This window comes from uncultured Microbacterium sp. (assembly GCF_945952435.1).
Lineage (GTDB): Bacteria > Actinomycetota > Actinomycetes > Actinomycetales > Microbacteriaceae > Microbacterium.
This window is the reverse complement of record NZ_CAMFHZ010000028.1, coordinates 1-14253: the sequence shown is the minus strand read 5'-3', so window position 1 is coordinate 14253 and position 14253 is coordinate 1. Positions and strand designations below refer to the sequence as shown.

23 protein-coding genes are annotated in these 14253 nt (G+C 68.7%); 22 read left to right on the top strand and 1 reads right to left on the bottom strand.

What is annotated here, in order from left to right; genetic code table 11:
• The first annotated feature begins 35 nt into the window (after positions 1-35).
• The 12 genes from Q0P88_RS13250 to Q0P88_RS13195 all read left to right on the top strand — a co-directional run bounded on the left by Q0P88_RS13250 (position 36) and on the right by Q0P88_RS13195 (position 7261).
• Positions 36-350 carry a hypothetical protein gene (locus Q0P88_RS13250; RefSeq protein ID WP_295014840.1) on the top strand — a complete coding sequence of 105 codons (315 nt, stop codon included), beginning with the start codon at positions 36-38 and terminating at the stop codon, positions 348-350.
• Between the two features lie 160 nt (positions 351-510).
• A complete protein-coding gene (locus Q0P88_RS13245) occupies positions 511-1776 on the top strand; it encodes an ATP-binding protein (RefSeq protein WP_295014839.1) in 1266 nt (421 codons plus the stop codon).
• Positions 1773-2078, top strand: coding sequence for a hypothetical protein (locus tag Q0P88_RS13240; RefSeq protein ID WP_295014838.1), 306 nt, complete (start codon positions 1773-1775; stop codon positions 2076-2078). The genes Q0P88_RS13245 and Q0P88_RS13240 overlap by 4 nt, the downstream gene beginning before the upstream one ends.
• Entirely contained in the window at positions 2075-2713 is a 639-nt protein-coding gene (locus Q0P88_RS13235; RefSeq protein WP_295014837.1) for a hypothetical protein, read from the top strand. Before Q0P88_RS13240 ends, Q0P88_RS13235 begins: the two co-directional genes overlap by 4 nt.
• Positions 2713-3636, top strand: a complete 924-nt coding sequence (locus tag Q0P88_RS13230; RefSeq protein WP_295014836.1) for a hypothetical protein — start codon at positions 2713-2715, stop codon at positions 3634-3636. Before Q0P88_RS13235 ends, Q0P88_RS13230 begins: the two co-directional genes overlap by 1 nt.
• Positions 3633-4073 (top strand): hypothetical protein, encoded by a 441-nt coding sequence (locus Q0P88_RS13225; protein ID WP_295014835.1) that lies wholly within the window; start codon positions 3633-3635, stop codon positions 4071-4073. Before Q0P88_RS13230 ends, Q0P88_RS13225 begins: the two co-directional genes overlap by 4 nt.
• A complete protein-coding gene (locus Q0P88_RS13220; protein ID WP_295014834.1) occupies positions 4070-4201 on the top strand; it encodes a hypothetical protein in 132 nt (43 codons plus the stop codon). The genes Q0P88_RS13225 and Q0P88_RS13220 overlap by 4 nt, the downstream gene beginning before the upstream one ends.
• 23 nt (positions 4202-4224) lie before the next feature.
• Entirely contained in the window at positions 4225-4605 is a 381-nt protein-coding gene (locus tag Q0P88_RS13215) for a hypothetical protein (protein ID WP_295014833.1), read from the top strand.
• On the top strand, positions 4602-5483 hold the full coding sequence (locus tag Q0P88_RS13210; protein WP_295014832.1) for a DUF2303 family protein: 882 nt from the start codon (positions 4602-4604) through the stop codon (positions 5481-5483). Before Q0P88_RS13215 ends, Q0P88_RS13210 begins: the two co-directional genes overlap by 4 nt.
• Positions 5484-5592: 109 nt before the next feature.
• A complete protein-coding gene (locus Q0P88_RS13205) occupies positions 5593-6165 on the top strand; it encodes a crossover junction endodeoxyribonuclease RuvC (protein WP_295014831.1) in 573 nt (190 codons plus the stop codon).
• A complete protein-coding gene (locus tag Q0P88_RS13200; RefSeq protein ID WP_295014830.1) occupies positions 6162-6614 on the top strand; it encodes an HNH endonuclease in 453 nt (150 codons plus the stop codon). Before Q0P88_RS13205 ends, Q0P88_RS13200 begins: the two co-directional genes overlap by 4 nt.
• Complete coding sequence (locus tag Q0P88_RS13195) at positions 6611-7261, top strand: hypothetical protein (protein ID WP_295014829.1); 651 nt, start codon at positions 6611-6613, stop codon at positions 7259-7261. Before Q0P88_RS13200 ends, Q0P88_RS13195 begins: the two co-directional genes overlap by 4 nt.
• A gap of 11 nt (positions 7262-7272) precedes the next feature.
• On the opposite strand, the gene Q0P88_RS13190 is transcribed toward Q0P88_RS13195, so the two are convergent.
• On the bottom strand, positions 7273-7449 hold the full coding sequence (locus Q0P88_RS13190; RefSeq protein ID WP_295014828.1) for a hypothetical protein: 177 nt from the start codon (positions 7447-7449) through the stop codon (positions 7273-7275).
• Positions 7450-7475: 26 nt separating this feature from the next.
• On the opposite strand from Q0P88_RS13190, the gene Q0P88_RS13185 reads away from it, so the two are divergent.
• The 10 genes from Q0P88_RS13185 to Q0P88_RS13145 all read left to right on the top strand — a co-directional run bounded on the left by Q0P88_RS13185 (position 7476) and on the right by Q0P88_RS13145 (position 14079).
• Positions 7476-9197 carry a DNA cytosine methyltransferase gene (locus Q0P88_RS13185; protein ID WP_295014827.1) on the top strand — a complete coding sequence of 574 codons (1722 nt, stop codon included), beginning with the start codon at positions 7476-7478 and terminating at the stop codon, positions 9195-9197.
• Positions 9198-9504: 307 nt separating this feature from the next.
• Complete coding sequence (locus tag Q0P88_RS13180) at positions 9505-9858, top strand: HNH endonuclease (RefSeq protein ID WP_295014826.1); 354 nt, start codon at positions 9505-9507, stop codon at positions 9856-9858.
• Positions 9822-10487 (top strand): hypothetical protein, encoded by a 666-nt coding sequence (locus tag Q0P88_RS13175; protein ID WP_295014825.1) that lies wholly within the window; start codon positions 9822-9824, stop codon positions 10485-10487. The genes Q0P88_RS13180 and Q0P88_RS13175 overlap by 37 nt, the downstream gene beginning before the upstream one ends.
• Positions 10487-10795: a hypothetical protein gene (locus Q0P88_RS13170; RefSeq protein ID WP_295014824.1), complete on the top strand. Its 309-nt coding sequence runs from the start codon at positions 10487-10489 to the stop codon at positions 10793-10795. The genes Q0P88_RS13175 and Q0P88_RS13170 overlap by 1 nt, the downstream gene beginning before the upstream one ends.
• 159 nt (positions 10796-10954) lie before the next feature.
• The gene (locus tag Q0P88_RS13165) at positions 10955-11464 is read left to right on the top strand and encodes a single-stranded DNA-binding protein (protein ID WP_295014823.1); all 510 of its coding nucleotides are present in this window, start codon (positions 10955-10957) and stop codon (positions 11462-11464) included.
• A gap of 63 nt (positions 11465-11527) precedes the next feature.
• Positions 11528-11743, top strand: a complete 216-nt coding sequence (locus tag Q0P88_RS13160; RefSeq protein WP_295014822.1) for a hypothetical protein — start codon at positions 11528-11530, stop codon at positions 11741-11743.
• The gene (locus Q0P88_RS14095) at positions 11734-12294 is read left to right on the top strand and encodes an NUMOD4 motif-containing HNH endonuclease (RefSeq protein ID WP_363316519.1); all 561 of its coding nucleotides are present in this window, start codon (positions 11734-11736) and stop codon (positions 12292-12294) included. The genes Q0P88_RS13160 and Q0P88_RS14095 overlap by 10 nt, the downstream gene beginning before the upstream one ends.
• Complete coding sequence (locus tag Q0P88_RS13155; RefSeq protein ID WP_295014821.1) at positions 12288-12698, top strand: hypothetical protein; 411 nt, start codon at positions 12288-12290, stop codon at positions 12696-12698. The genes Q0P88_RS14095 and Q0P88_RS13155 overlap by 7 nt, the downstream gene beginning before the upstream one ends.
• 5 nt (positions 12699-12703) lie before the next feature.
• Positions 12704-13168 carry a hypothetical protein gene (locus tag Q0P88_RS13150; protein WP_295014820.1) on the top strand — a complete coding sequence of 155 codons (465 nt, stop codon included), beginning with the start codon at positions 12704-12706 and terminating at the stop codon, positions 13166-13168.
• Complete coding sequence (locus Q0P88_RS13145; RefSeq protein WP_295014819.1) at positions 13165-14079, top strand: hypothetical protein; 915 nt, start codon at positions 13165-13167, stop codon at positions 14077-14079. Before Q0P88_RS13150 ends, Q0P88_RS13145 begins: the two co-directional genes overlap by 4 nt.
• The last annotated feature ends 174 nt before the right edge of the window (positions 14080-14253 follow it).

Sequence of the window (14253 nt, the reverse complement as noted above, 5' to 3'; positions counted from 1 at the left end):
GAACAGGAGCGGTTCGAGAAAGGAGAGCACCACAGATGCTCACGAACACCATACCGGATCCGCAGGATCAGGACGCCTCCGACCGGAACGCGATCCAGGCCTACGCGCAGATGCCGGCCGCTCGCCACATTGCGGACACCGCGCCGCTGCCGACCGTCGTCCCCCGCCGGCGCACTCCCCGGCTGCCGTTCGCACCTTGGCGATTCCTCGCGATCGCCACGATTCTCCTCGTGATGATCCCGTGCGGCATCGAAGCCGCCGCACCCGTCTGGAACGGCGCCGACCTCACGGTGATCCTGCTCCTCGCGTCCTTCGTGTCCGTGTTCTTCATTCCCGAGGACATCCGATGAGCGACCCCCAGCCCGAGACCCCTGCGACTTGCCCGACGTGTCAGATCCCTGGCGCTCCCGCGCACGACCCGTCCCCGCGTTGCCAGTACCGCCCGCACGTCGTGAAGCACTGCACCTGCAGCGCGTGCTTCTGACCCCAGTACCTCAACGGAGACTCATCATGACCAACACCCAGATCAAGACCTTCACCGTGGAGAACTACAAGGGCGTCCGCGAGATCACCCTCTCCCCCACCGGCCGCCTCGTCGTCATCGCGGGCGACAACGGCGCCGGCAAGTCCAGCTTCATCGACGGCATCACCGAGCTGTTCGATCCGAAGGGCACCAAGCTCACGCCCGTCCCGATCCGCGAGGGCGCCGACGAAGCGCGCGCCGAGTACGTCGACGAGGAGTTGGGACTGCGGATCTCCCGCGTCTGGAAGAAGAACGGATCCGCCGGCACTCTGACCGTCGAAGCCCTGGACGGGGCGAAGTACTCCCGGCCCGCCGAGGTCGTCGCGGACCTCCTCGGGGGCGCGATCTTCGACCCGGTCGCGTTCCTGAACCTGGACGAGAAGAAGCAGCGGGACGCGCTCTTGGAGAAGGTCGAGCTCCCGTTCGACCTCAACGAGCTGGGTCGCCAGAAGGCTGGCGCGGAGGAGCGCCGTCTAGTCGCGGGCCGAGAAGTGAAGCGCCTGGAAGGCGCCCTGTCGTCGATTCCGAAGCCCGCACCCGGCACCCCGGACGTGGAGGTGTCCGCGCAGGACATCCTCGATGAGATCGAGGCCGCGCAGGACGTGAACCAGAACATCGAGCAGGCGAGGCGGTCCTACAGCGCCGCCGCGGACATGGTCGGAGATCTTGATCGGCAGATCGAGGACCTCAAGCGCAAGCGTGAGGCCGCTGCCGATCGTCAGGAAGAGTTCTGGAAGGCACTTCGCCTCCTCCCGGAGTCCCCGGTCGACGTCGAACCGCTCCGCGCCCGCCTCACGGCCGTGGACGACACGAACAAGGCCGTGCGCGCCGGCCGCCAGTGGTTCCAGGTCTCTGGCGAGCTCCGGGCCGCTGATCTCGCTCACGCCGAGGCCGAGTCCGACCTTCGAGCGATCGCCCAGACGAAGTCGGATGGCCTCGCCGCTGCGGCGTTCCCGGTCGACGGGCTCTCCGTCACCGATGACGGTGTGACGTTCAACGGTGTCCCGTTCTCGCAGGTGAACAGCGCCATGCGCCGTCGCATCGCTTTCGCGATCGCGACCGCTGGGGACCCGAAGCTGCGCCTCGTGATCGTGAAGGACGGCGACCTCCTCGACGCCGACTCCCTCGCCGCGATCTCGGACCTCGCCGAGGAGCGCGGGTTCACCGTGCTCATCGAGCGGGACCGGGACGAGTCCCGCCGCATCGGATTCACCGTCCGCGACGGCGCGCTGGACGAGGCGGTGTCCGCATGATCGGGATGATCGTGGTCGAGCACCGCTCCCCGCGCCGCCGCTGGTGGAAGCGGCGCCCGAAGCCGACACTGCGGGGCGTTGCGCGCGCGGTCGCGTATCTCCAAGTCGCGGAGGGCATGGCGCTGCACGGTGAGCGAGACGGGTGCTTGCAGCATGCCCTGCAGGCGCAGGTCTACCGCTCTGCCGCCGGAGGGCTCATCCCGTCCCGCCTCCTGCGGGATTCCGATTGGCGCTACCGCCACATCGAAGCGCCGGGCGTGCGCATCCAGGCGCGCGCTGAGGATCGGTGGGCCGACGCATGAGCGCTCTCGCCGAACTGGGCCGCACCCTCGCGGACACCGCAGACGCGGCGTCCTGGGGCGGCGCACACGCGAAGGTCATCGGCTCCTACCAGGCCGGGGCGTTCGCGAAGCCGACCAGCGTCGAGACCTACGCCCGCCAGATGCTCACCCCACGCGACTTCAAGGGCAACGCCGCCACCCGCTCCGGGAATCGGTGGGAGCCGCTGCTGCTCGCCTGGGCCGGATCCGAACCGAACTCTCTGCTGATCCACCACCCCGACAACCGCCAGTACGGCGCGACCGTCGACGGCACCCGCGGCAAGACCATCCATGAGACGAAGGCGAAGCACAACCAGGTCATCACCGCGCCGACCCCCCGCGAGATCCGGCAGATGGCGTGGCAGATGTTCTGCCTGCCCGAGATGGACGAGGTGAGGTACGTCGCTGGCGAACTCGTCCAGCAGCGAGACCGCAACGGCGAGCCCGTCCTCGACGAGCACGGCAACCCGGAGTGGGAACTTCGCCGCGACCCGCTCACCTTCACCTACCCGCGCGACCACCACCTGATCGTCGCCGCCCTGTCCCTGATCGTCCCGATCGCCGCCGACGTGCTCGCGATCGTGAACGCCGCCCGCACCGAACGGAGCCCCTTTTAATGTCCACCGCAGTCGTCGCCTACGAAGCCGCCACGCTCGACGAGCGCATGCGGTACGCGAACACCATCGCCGCCGCCGGACAGATGATCCCGCGCGGGCTCTTCGACCCCGCAACGGGCAAGCCTTCGCCGCCCAAGGTGCTCCTCGTGATGGAGACCGGGTCGATGCTCGGCCTCCACCCGATGGCCGCCCTGCAGTCGATCAACGTCGTCGAGGGCCGCGCGACCCTCGCCGCGCAGCTCATGGCCGGTCTGATCCGCCAAGCCGGGCACCGGCTGGAGATCGTCAAGGCGGGCACTATCCCGGGCGGCGACTACGCCGTCACGGTGACGTTGACCCGCGCCGACACCGGAGACGTCTACTCCGCAACGTGGGACATCCCGCGCGGGATCCGCGCTGGGCTCGTGGACTCCTACGAGCAGAACGCGCAGGGCGTGTTCGTCGTCCGCGCTCGATCCGAGAAGGGCAAGATCCTCCCCTGGGAGGCGTACGCCGAGAGCATGCCGAAGTGGCGCGCGATCAGCGAGGTCGCTCTGGAAGGGGCGTCTGACGTCACGCTCGGCATGCGCTCCTACGAGGAGATGACCGACGGCGGGATCCCGATCGCCGAGCCGGACCCTGAGCCGACCGAGGACTGGAAAGCGCTGTTCGCCGCCGCCAAGACCCGCGCCGAGCTTGACGAAGTCGGTGACCGTCTCAAGGAGAAGGGCGAAGGGACCGATGCGCTACGCGCCGCGTTCCTCGCTCGCGCCGGTGTCCTCAATCGCGAGGAGAACACCGTCGACGCCGAGGTCGTTGAAGAGCCCTCCGCGGGCGGGGATCCTTCCCCGTCCTCGCCCGCGGAGCCCACCGAAGCCGACTACGAGGCCGCGGAAGCTGCGCGCTTCGATGCGGCTGTCGATGCGGGGGAGGTCCGCCCGTGAGCGACATCGTCAATCAGACAACGGGAGAGGTTGTCTCGCGCGAGGAAGCTGACTTCGCGATCAAGAAGGCCGACGAGCTGCGAGATTTCCGACCGACGAACCCGGTCGAAATGGAGTTCTTCATACGTGAGGCGAACGGCGTGCTGGAGAAGATGCCGTCGGCGCTGCTGGAGATCAACGAACGCCGGTACGCAGCGGAGCGTGCTTACTCGGCGCGCAAGAACACGCAGATGGCGTTCTACGGCCGCCAGGGCATGCAGATCTCGTTCGCGCGCGCCCAGGCGGAAGTGGACGCGCTGCCCGAGCTCGAGGTGTGGCACGGCTGCAAGGCCGAGTACCACTACGCCGAGGACACGGCGAAAGCCCTCACGACGAAGGTCAACTCGATGCTCAACATCAACAAGCACGTGAACGCCCAGTACGGGAGTTACCGATGAAGCCGGTCGTCATGCGCCTGCCGTTCTGGATCCCGACCGAGCGCCCGTGGCTGGTGATCGCCGCTCACTCCTGCGGATCGTTCCGCACCTGGAGCGACGCCTACGAGCACGCCGCCCGGATCGCATAGACCACCCACAGAAAGGACACCCCATGGTGGATGAGAAGGAAAGGCCGCCGATGCTCAGTGCGATGCTGGCACAGGTCAGGCCCGGAACGGACGTCGAGGCGGCCGAGACCCTGCGGAAGGTGATCGCCGCCGTTCAGGACACGGGCAAGGTCGGTTCCCTCGTGGTCCGCCTCGACGTGAAGCCTGCCGACGGTGGGATCGAAGCGGTCGTCGTGACCGACAAGCTCACCGCGAAGATCCCCGAGAAGACCCGCATCGGGTCCCTCGCGTTCATCACGAAGGACGGCGACCTGTCGCGCACGGATCCGTCCGCGATGCCGCTGTTCACCGACGAGGACATTCGCGACGCCGGCGCGCATGTCGATCCCCGCACCGGCGAGATCAAGGAGGCCCCCGGGGCATGACCACCATCGAGGACACCAAGACCGAAGCGGCCGTCGTCGCCGAGCTCGCCGATCAGGCCGCGGAGAATCAGCGCGTCGCCGTCGCTGTGGGCGAGGTCTACCTCGCGCGCGGCGATGAGGGACAGCTGCGTCTTCTGGACACCGACGCCTACGCCGAGCACCCGCGCCACAAGGCGGCCGCGCGTTCGTTGACGGACGCGACGTCGTTCGTCGAGTACGTGAACCGCCACTCCGGGCCCGGCACGGAGGTCTACGCGCACACGAACACCTCCAAGGTGGTCGCGGTGATCGACTCCCACGAGGGCGGCGACGACGAGCCCGGCTGGCAGAAGCACCGCGTCAGCCTCGACCTGGAGCACTCGAAGCAGTGGCTCGCGTGGAAGGCCGCCGACGGGAAGCTCCTCGCCCAGGACGAGTTCGCCGACTTCATCGACGACCAGTGGAACGACGTGATCGACCCCGAGCCCGCTCGGATGATCGACATCGCCCGCACCTTCCAGGCGCACACCAAGGTCGACTTCGAGTCTGCGATCCGCGAGCCCTCCGGCGACGTGAAGCTCTCCTACGTCGAGGATACGAAGGCGAAGGCCGGCCAGAAGGGCGACATCGAGATCCCCGCACGGATCCAGCTCGCCCTCCGCCCGTACGTGGGCGGGCCGATCTACTCGATCTGGGCGAACTTCCGCTACCGCCTCCGCGGCGGCTCCGTGGTTCTCGGGTTCAAGCTCGAACGCCCCGAGCTGATCCTCGAGGCGGCGTTCGCCGACATCGTCACCGAGATCCGCGACGGCCGCACCGACAAGAGGGACGGCACCGAAACGCGAGTCCACGACGGGATCGGCGGCGTGCCGATCTTCATGGGGCGTCCCGCCGCCTGATCTGGTCGCTGCACGTAGCAGGTGCAGCGCCCCGCAAGACGGGGAGGAACCGGGTAGCAGCCGGTTCCTCCCCTCACCCAATCACTATCCCTCGACAGGAAAGCAGACCATGGGCGACCCCTACTCTGGCGCACCCACCTCGCAAGCGCCAGCCGAACCGATCTTCGTCGGCCTCGACCTCAGCCTCACCTCCACCGGTATCGCCACGATCCACGGCGACCTCATCACGGTCCGCCGCGTGACCTCGAAGGCATCCCAGGGTGACACCTCGGACACCGCGCAGCGCCTCGACCGGATCGTCGCTGACGTCCTCGGGTCCGTCCCGCTCTCCGACGACACGCACGTCGCAATCGAGGGCCCTTCCTACGGCTCCGTCGGCCCGGGCCAGCACGTTCGCGGCGGCCTCTGGTGGCTCATCCGCACCGCCCTCGCCCGCGAAGGCATCCACACGATCATCGCGTCCCCCTCCACCGTGAAGAAGTACGCCACCGGAAAGGGCAACGCCGGCAAGGACGCCGTGCTCGCGGCCGTCATCAAGCGCTACCCGCAGGTCGACGTCACCGGTAACGACGAAGCCGACGCGCTCGTGCTCGCCGCGATCGCCGCCCGAGTCGGCGGCCGGCCCATCGACCTCAACCTGCCGATCGTGCAGGTCCAGGCCACCAAGGCGGTCAGACGATGACGCTCACACCCGCCGACATCGCCCGGTTCTGGTCGCATGTCGACGTGCGCGACCCCGGAGAGTGCTGGCCGTGGACCCGCGCTCGAAGCGGCAACGGCTACGGACGATTCTCCGCCGCGCACCGCCTCCACACCGCGTCCCGGATCGCCTACGAACTCACGCACGGCCCGCTCGGCGCCGCCGAAGCCCGCCACACGTGCGACAACCCGCCGTGCTGCAACCCCGCGCACCTGATCGCAGGTTCTCACGCGCAAAACATGGCCGACATGGCCGCGCGCGAGCGCTCCCCCCGCCGACGCCTCACCGGAGCACAGGTCACCGAGATCCGCGCCCGCCGTTCCGCTGGCGCCCTGATCGTCACCCTCGCCGCGGAGTTCGGCGTCACCCCGTCGAACGTTTCGCAGATCGTGCGTCGCCGCACCTGGAAGCACCTTGGAGAAGCAGCATGAGCGCCTGGCCTGAAACTCTCAACGTCGGCCCGATCAACGGCTGGCCCGGCGAGCTCACCCGCGACCGCCGCTCAGCGCCATTCCGTGCGACGCTGTCCAAGACGCTCGAGGTACTCGATCGGGAGATCTGGAACCTCGTCGAAACGCCCGCGCAGCAGAACTCTGCCGAGCTGCTCATCGCAGTCCCCGCATCACAGTTCGGTGTCCGAGGGCGACCGTTCGCGAACGCCCGCGCCGAGCACCCGGGCGTGATCTTCTCGATCGAATCCCGCCACGGGCACCTCTCGTACCCCTGCGACACGTTCACCACCTGGCAGGACAACCTCCGCGCGATCGCGCTCGCTCTCGAAGCACTCCGGAAGGTCGACCGCTACGGCGTCACGAAGCGCGGTGAGCAGTACCGAGGGTTCCTCGCGATCGAAGCGACCGCGGCACCCGCGGGGTTCGCGACTGTCGATGAGGCGCTCGTGTTCCTGGGGAAGTTCACCGGCCTTGGGCTCTCCGAGATGAAAGTGATCTCCGGTGCCCCCGCTCGGGCTCTGCGGCGTGCGCAGCGCGACTCACACCCTGACACCGGCGGGGACGCGGCGATATTCCAGCGTGTCTCGCTCGCTGAGGCGAAGCTCCGAGAGGAGGGCCTCCTGTGAGTTTCTTGCGCCTAGGACCGACCGTCCACTCTCGTGATGGCCTTGACAGCCAAGTTCACGATCGCGTCTTCAAGGTCGTCGCCAGCCTTGCCCGCGCGCTTGAGCGTGTCGACCTCCACGAGAAATTCCGCAGCGTTCGGGTTCGCAATGACGAGACCCTGAAGTCGCTGGTAGTGGCTGACGGTCATTCCCGCACTCTATCGGGGGTGGCGGCATGAGCGTGCCGGTCGGATACCAGCACCCGAAGGTGCAGTGGAACGGTCTCACGGTCACGGATCTGTTCTGCGGCGCCGGCGGATCGTCCTCCGGACTCGTCGCCGCCGGTTACCGGGTCGTGATCGCAGCGAATCACTGGGCGCTCGCGATCGAGTCGCACCAGGTGAACCACCCGGACACGGACCATTCGCAGGCGGACATCAGCCAGGTCGACCCGCGGTACTTCCCGACGACGGACATCCTGTGGGCGTCACCGGAGTGCACGAACCACTCGATCGCGAAGGGCGTGAAGCGTCAGCGTGCGATGAACGAGGCGCTGTTCGAGATCGACGGCACCCGCCCTCTCGTCGATGAGGCCGCGAACCGGTCCCGGGCGACGATGTGGGACGTGCCGCGGTTCGCCGAGCACCACCGGTACAAGGCGATCATCATCGAGAACGTCGTAGACGCGGCGAGGTGGGTCATGTTCCCCGCCTGGCTGCAGGCGATGGAACTGCTCGGCTACCGGCACCAGCAGGTGTGGCTGAACAGCATGCACGCGCAGGTCGGTGGGCTCCCCGCCCCGCAGTCGCGCGACCGCATGTACATCGTGTTCTGGCGCGCGGACCTCGCGACGAAGACGCGACCCGCGCCCCCGATCGCGAAGTGGACGCGGCCTCTCGCACTGTGCCTGGAGCACGGCGAGATCCGCGCGGTGCAGGCGTTCAAGAAGAAGGAGGCCTGGGGCCGATACCGCGCCCAGTACCTCTACAGGTGCCCCGAGTGCGGGCAAGTCGTCGAGCCAGGGTGGCTGCCTGCGTCGTCCATCATCGACTGGAGCCTTCCCGCACCGCGGATCGGTGACCGGGAGAAGCCCCTCGCTGAGAAGACCCGAGAGCGGATTCGTCGCGGCATCGAGCGCTACTGGTCCCCGTTCGTCGCGAAGGCGGCCGGGAACACGTACGACGGAGTGACGACCGGATCGAACTACCTCCGCATCTCGGATGTGGAGGATCCGCTGCCGGTGCAGCTCGGATCCGCCGAGCACGGCGTCGCCGTCCCCCCGCCGTTCCTGGCCCAGTTCCGGGAGCGCACCCGCACGCAGACGCTCGACGACACGCTCCCGACGGTCGTCGCGGACGGCGCGAACTACGCCCTCATCGTGAACAACCTCTCCGGCGCGGACGCATCGCGGTCGCGCCCTGTGTCGGACGTGCTGCCCGGGATCGTGGCCGGCGGTTTCCACGCGTCCCTGCTGGTGCCCGTCGAGGGCCGCGCGGGGAAGTCGGCAGGTTCGGTCGCGGATCCGCTGCGCACCCAGTCGACGCGCAACGAGACCGGGCTGCTGGTCCCGCTGCGCAACCACGGCGTGGCCAAGCCCAGCACAGCACCGATCGACACAGTCAGTGCCGAGGGCAACCACCACGCACTCGTGATGCGGAACAACCTCGGCGGCGCGGAGATGTCCACGCCCATTACGGAGCCGCTGCGCGCGCTCACAACGAAGGGGCACCAGTCGCTCATTGAACCGACGTCGCCCATCTCGCTCGACGTCGACGACGCCGGGTTCCGGATGCTGGAGCCGCACGAGATCCAGGCAGGCATGGGCTTCGCCCGCGACTACGTCCTGATGGGCATCAAGCGCGACAAGGTCAAGCAGGCTGGGAACGCCGTCACCCCTCCCGCCGCCCGCGACCTCGGGCACGCTGTCGCCGAGTTCCTGCTGGCGGTGGCCGCATGACCGCCCGAACCACGCTCGTGCTCGCCTGCGACAAGCCCGGGTGCACCGAGTCGATCACCGCCCGTCGAGGGGAAGACCCCGGTGAGCTTCGTCGTCGCGCCCGCCGCGAGAGGGGCTGGCGGTCGATTCCTTCTCACCGCAACGGCTCCCACACCGACCTCTGCAGGTGGCACGCATGAGCGTGTTCCGCGCCGCACCGACGACGCTCCCGCGCGATGCCCCGCACGGCGTGTGCCGCCCGTCGTGCTGCAAGACCCCGTACTTCTGCGCCCGCGCTCACGCGTGCGCCTGCCACCAAGGAGCCACCATGGCCGATCCTCTCCCCCCGAAGGCGCGCCGCCTGGTCGAAGCCCGCTCCGGCGGGATCTGCGAAGGCTGCGGCCAGCGTGCCGCGACGGACATCCACCACCGCAAGTACCGCTCCCGCGGCGGCTCCCACAACCTCGACAACCTGCTCCACCTGTGCGGCGGCGACTCCGGCCTCGCAGGCGGCAACCACTCGGGCTGCCACGGCATCGCCCACAGCAAGAAGGGCCACGACCTCGGCCTATCCGTGCACTCGTGGGACGACCCCGGCGACGTGCCCGTGCAGTACCGCGGTGCCCGCGAGGTGTGGCTCACCCTGTGGGGATCCGCGACCGACGTGAGGACGACCCGCTGATGGTGTGGTTCAAGGTCGACGACGGATTCTGGTCCCACCCGAAGGTGCTGCCCCTGTCCGCGGACGCTGTCGCGCTGTGGGTGCGCGCAGGTGCGTACTGCGCCCACCAGCTCACGAACGGGCTCGTGTCTCCTCAGGCGCTGCGGATGCTCGCCGACCGCGACGCCGCCGTGGAACTCGCGAACGCGGGCCTCTGGGACGTCGTGCCCGAGGGTTTCATGTTCCACGACTGGGCGAAGTACCAGCCAACCCGGGAGCAGGTCGAGGCTGACCGTGCCGCAGCGACGGAGCGGAAGCGGAAGTCTCGCGAGGCGTCACAGCGTCGGTCACAGAGTGAGTCACGCCGTGACGCACGCGGGACGGACGCTGTGATTCCCCAGCGCGCGCCGAAGCCAGCACCCGCCGCGGCACAGGAACCGAATCCGTTCTGCCCGAAGCACACGCCCGACGGCCCCGGCGGAAAACCGTGCCGCGCCTGCGGCGACGCACGCATGGCCGTCGAGGCGTTCCGCGCCGCCAAGAAAGCCCGCCCCACGCCGACGCCCACCCGGGATCCCGAGTGCGAGACACACCCCGGGTATCCGCTCCCCTGCGACCGGTGTGCACGTGACGACAGCGAGGCGTCCTGATGCAGATCATCATCGACGTTCCGGATCGCGACTGGGCGAAGCTGCTCGACCTGGCGGAGACGAACGCCACCACGACGGCGAACGTGGTCGAGGCAGCGATCCGGGACGCGCTGCGCCCTTCAGAGCTCGGAAAGCTCCGGATCAAGGCCCGCCGCAATCACATTCTCCAGGCGTACAGCGACGGGCTCACGGACGCCGAGATCGCAGAGCGCACCGGGGAAATCAAGGCCTACGTCGCGAGCACGCGGCGTGCCGCGCACCTCCCACCCAACCGGGTAGGGACCAGCACAGGAAGGAACACACGATGAGCAAGGGGGTCGAGAACTCCGGCACCTGGCCGTCTTGGCCGATCAGGTACGTCGACCGCCCGGACCGAGATGGGGATCCCGCGATCGAGATCGACGTCCGCGGACGCCGCTGGCACAACGCTGGCGGCCCGATCACCACCGAGAGGAAGTACAACCGAGATGGTCAATGAGACGACCGTGACCGTGGTCGGGAACATGGTCTCCGATCCCGAGCTGCGGTACACGCAGAACGGCCTCCCGGTCTGCAACTTCACGATCGCGAGCACGCCGCGCACCTTCGACCGCCAGGCGAATGAGTGGAAGGACGGCGAAGCGCTGTTCCTCCGCGCGTCCGTGTGGCGCGAGTTCGCCGAGCACGTGGCGGGATCCCTGACGAAGGGCATGCGCGTCATCGCGCAGGGCCGTCTGCGTCAGCGCTCCTACCAGGATCGCGAGGGCCAGAACCGCACGGCGATCGAGCTGGAGGTCGACGAGATCGGCCCCTCGCTCCGCTACGCGACCGCGCAGGTCACCCGTGCCGCACGCTCCGACGCGCAGACCGGGCAGGCGAACCAGTGGGCGCCGAACGCTGGCGCGCCGGCCTCCGAGGAGCCTTGGGCCACGCCGAGCTCCACCACCTCCGACGGTTGGGCTACGCCCGGATCGTTCGGGGACGACACACCCTTCTGAACCCGCGACGGCGGGGCGCTGCACGACCGCGGCGCCCCGCCTCACTCCCGACAGGAGAACCTCATGCCGTACCCGTTCCCGGCCCGCTACGACGGCGTCTGCGCCGCCGACTGCGAGAGCCGCATCCATCCCGGCGACACCGTCCAGTTCGTCGACGGACAGCTCGTGCACATCGAGTGCACGGCACGGCTCCTCGCCCAGCCCGAGCCGGAACCGCGCCCCGTCTGCCCGACCTGCTGGCTTGAGATCAGCGTCTCAGGAGCGTGCGGATGTCTGTGAACGAGAGGTGGCTGCCGATCGCCGGATACGAAGGCATCTATGAGGTCAGCGCTCGAGGCGGTGTCCGCTCTCTTGACCGCATTGGCCCGACCGGACGGAAGGTGCCAGGTCGGACGCTGCGTCCAACGGTCAACGCGAGCGGATACCCCGCCGTCGTGCTGTACCGAGACGGCGCCGCCCGAAAGCTATACGTCCACCGCATCGTGCTCTCCGCGTTTGTCGGTCCGTGCCCAGAGGGCATGGAGGCCCTCCACGGTCCGAGCGGTCAGGGCGATCCGGCGCTGAGCAACCTCAGGTGGGGCACGCATGCGGAGAACGTCGCAGACACCATCGCGGACGGAAACCACAACCAGGCGCGGAAGACCCGATGCATCCGGAATCACCTCCTCGTTGACCCGAACCTCACGACATCCGCGGCGCGCACTGGTCGCCGCGGATGCCTCGCCTGCAATCGCGCACAAGGCCGCGCCCGTAGCCGAGGCGAACAGATCGACCGTGCAGAAGCAGACCAGCTCTACGCCGAAATCATGAAGGGGACCCCCGCATGTTGACCTACGACCACACCCGCGAGCTGTTCGAGTCTCTCGGGATCGATTCTGCCAAGGTCCTCACCACTGGCTGGAACGAGACCGGCTACCTGGTCTTCGGACGGGACCCGAACGGGCGACCGCTGCCGGCGACCTCGGAAGCGTCGCAGATCAGCCGTGTCCCATGGCCGACGCCCGATGCGTTCCGCCGGTTCCAGGAAGCGCAGCTCGCAGACGGGGTGCTCCCGCCGGACCCTCTCGCCATGGTTGCTGCCCGGTCCGTGGAGGCGGCCGCCGACTGGCTCGAAGCGCGCCGCGACGCGACCTGGAACGGCGGCGAACGACGCCCGAGCAACTTCGGCCGCGCTGCCACCGAACTCCGACAGTACGCCGCGGATCTCCGGAATGGGAACGGAGGGGCGTCGTGAGGATCTTGACCGTTCGTCAGCCTTGGGCGTGGGCGATCATCCACGGTGGCAAGGACGTCGAGAACCGCGTCCGCAACATCGCCGGCGACTACCGCGGCCCGATCGCGATCCACGCAGCGATTGGGAAGACTGCCTCGCTGACAGAGGCCGACGAGGAGCTGCTGATCAACAACGACATCGACGGAAAGGTCGAGGCGTGGATGGACGGCGAGCCGATCGAGGGCGGCGTCATCCTGGGCGTCATCTATCTCATCGGCGTACATCACAGCGGGGCGTCTGACTTCGGAGGCGAGGGCACGCGGTTCACCCCGCTCTGCTCGGAGTGGGCGCAGCAGGATGCGTGGCATCTCGAACTTACGAACCCGCGCCCGCTTGTCGAGCCGATCCCGTACCGCGGGGCGCTCGGGCTTCGGGAGCTCGACGACGACACGACCGCGCGAATCCTCGCGCAGATCGGAGAGACCGCATGATCACCTGCGTCCGCAACCACCCTGAGGCTGGCGCGCACCGCGTCACCTGCCCCGATCACGACGGCTGGGCGATCAACCCGGGCGACTGTCGCGGATGTCTTCCGCGCGCCGCGGAGGTCGGGTTCCTCTGCGCGACCTGCTACGACCGCACCGTCGCGGCCGTCGCGGCCTGGTCCGACTTCCGCCGGGCCGTGGAAGCGTCCGATGGCCGCCTCGTGTCTCCCGACGCCGGCGGGATCAAGTCCGCCTCCCCGTCGGGGTACGCGAACCTCTCGCTCGTGTTCCTCGCCGTCGACGAGTGCGAACGGCACCTCGCCTCCCGCGCCGGCCGCACCGTCGACCTGTGGGTGCACGACGAGGACGGCGCCCGCGACGCGATCCGCTTCGCGATCGCCGCCGAGCAGGCGTACGGGTCCCTCGAGGTCGCCGAACGGGAACGGCAGCTCGTCCGGGAGCAGTGCCCCGAGTGCGGGCGGCTGACCACGTACGGGCACGTCACCCGGGAGGAGAGGGGCGTGACCGTCGTCACCTGCGACTTCTGCCAGCACGAGCTCGCTCGCGTCCGACCCGACATCACCCGGTGGAAGGGGTCCGCGACGTGCGAGCACCAACTCCACGCCGATTGCACCAACATCGACTGCACCTGCGGCTGCCACCTCCTCGGCGCACAGTCCCGCCCCGGCGGGGTGCAGGCGCTCTGGGACGCCGACCAGCACACCGTCACCAGCCGTCGCCGCACCGGACGCGCGATCCACACGTGGCGCGAGCCCGTGATGACGCGCGACGGCGTCCGGTGGATCACCCACCGGATCCCGGGAACCGTCCGCGCCCGCTCCGACGCGTACCGCGCCGACTGGGCCGTGGCCGACGCGCTCACCATCCACCACACGACCGAAAGGACCGCAGCATGAACCGCAAGCAGTTGATCGAGGACGCCGCGAATGCCGTCCGGGACGCATGGGCGGTGCGGACGATGCGCCCCCTTGATGAACGCCCTGGGCTGGCGGAAACGGCGGTAGATGCTGCTCTAGCCGTGTTCGAGGAGGTGCACACCCCCACCGACGACGAGCTGCTGGATACGTACA

Coding starts and splice junctions, on each gene's coding strand:
- Q0P88_RS13245 (WP_295014839.1), top strand. CDS start 511: ATGACCAACACCCAGATCAAGACCTTCACCGTGGAGAACTACAAGGGC.
- Q0P88_RS13190 (WP_295014828.1), bottom strand. CDS start 7,449: ATGACCGTCAGCCACTACCAGCGACTTCAGGGTCTCGTCATTGCGAAC.
- Q0P88_RS13250 (WP_295014840.1), top strand. CDS start 36: ATGCTCACGAACACCATACCGGATCCGCAGGATCAGGACGCCTCCGAC.
- Q0P88_RS13205 (WP_295014831.1), top strand. CDS start 5,593: ATGGGCGACCCCTACTCTGGCGCACCCACCTCGCAAGCGCCAGCCGAA.
- Q0P88_RS13180 (WP_295014826.1), top strand. CDS start 9,505: ATGGCCGATCCTCTCCCCCCGAAGGCGCGCCGCCTGGTCGAAGCCCGC.
- Q0P88_RS13160 (WP_295014822.1), top strand. CDS start 11,528: ATGCCGTACCCGTTCCCGGCCCGCTACGACGGCGTCTGCGCCGCCGAC.
- Q0P88_RS13230 (WP_295014836.1), top strand. CDS start 2,713: ATGTCCACCGCAGTCGTCGCCTACGAAGCCGCCACGCTCGACGAGCGC.
- Q0P88_RS13200 (WP_295014830.1), top strand. CDS start 6,162: ATGACGCTCACACCCGCCGACATCGCCCGGTTCTGGTCGCATGTCGAC.
- Q0P88_RS13145 (WP_295014819.1), top strand. CDS start 13,165: ATGATCACCTGCGTCCGCAACCACCCTGAGGCTGGCGCGCACCGCGTC.
- Q0P88_RS13215 (WP_295014833.1), top strand. CDS start 4,225: ATGGTGGATGAGAAGGAAAGGCCGCCGATGCTCAGTGCGATGCTGGCA.
- Q0P88_RS14095 (WP_363316519.1), top strand. CDS start 11,734: ATGTCTGTGAACGAGAGGTGGCTGCCGATCGCCGGATACGAAGGCATC.
- Q0P88_RS13165 (WP_295014823.1), top strand. CDS start 10,955: ATGGTCAATGAGACGACCGTGACCGTGGTCGGGAACATGGTCTCCGAT.
- Q0P88_RS13170 (WP_295014824.1), top strand. CDS start 10,487: ATGCAGATCATCATCGACGTTCCGGATCGCGACTGGGCGAAGCTGCTC.
- Q0P88_RS13235 (WP_295014837.1), top strand. CDS start 2,075: ATGAGCGCTCTCGCCGAACTGGGCCGCACCCTCGCGGACACCGCAGAC.
- Q0P88_RS13240 (WP_295014838.1), top strand. CDS start 1,773: ATGATCGGGATGATCGTGGTCGAGCACCGCTCCCCGCGCCGCCGCTGG.
- Q0P88_RS13220 (WP_295014834.1), top strand. CDS start 4,070: ATGAAGCCGGTCGTCATGCGCCTGCCGTTCTGGATCCCGACCGAGCGC.
- Q0P88_RS13210 (WP_295014832.1), top strand. CDS start 4,602: ATGACCACCATCGAGGACACCAAGACCGAAGCGGCCGTCGTCGCCGAG.
- Q0P88_RS13195 (WP_295014829.1), top strand. CDS start 6,611: ATGAGCGCCTGGCCTGAAACTCTCAACGTCGGCCCGATCAACGGCTGG.
- Q0P88_RS13155 (WP_295014821.1), top strand. CDS start 12,288: ATGTTGACCTACGACCACACCCGCGAGCTGTTCGAGTCTCTCGGGATC.
- Q0P88_RS13185 (WP_295014827.1), top strand. CDS start 7,476: ATGAGCGTGCCGGTCGGATACCAGCACCCGAAGGTGCAGTGGAACGGT.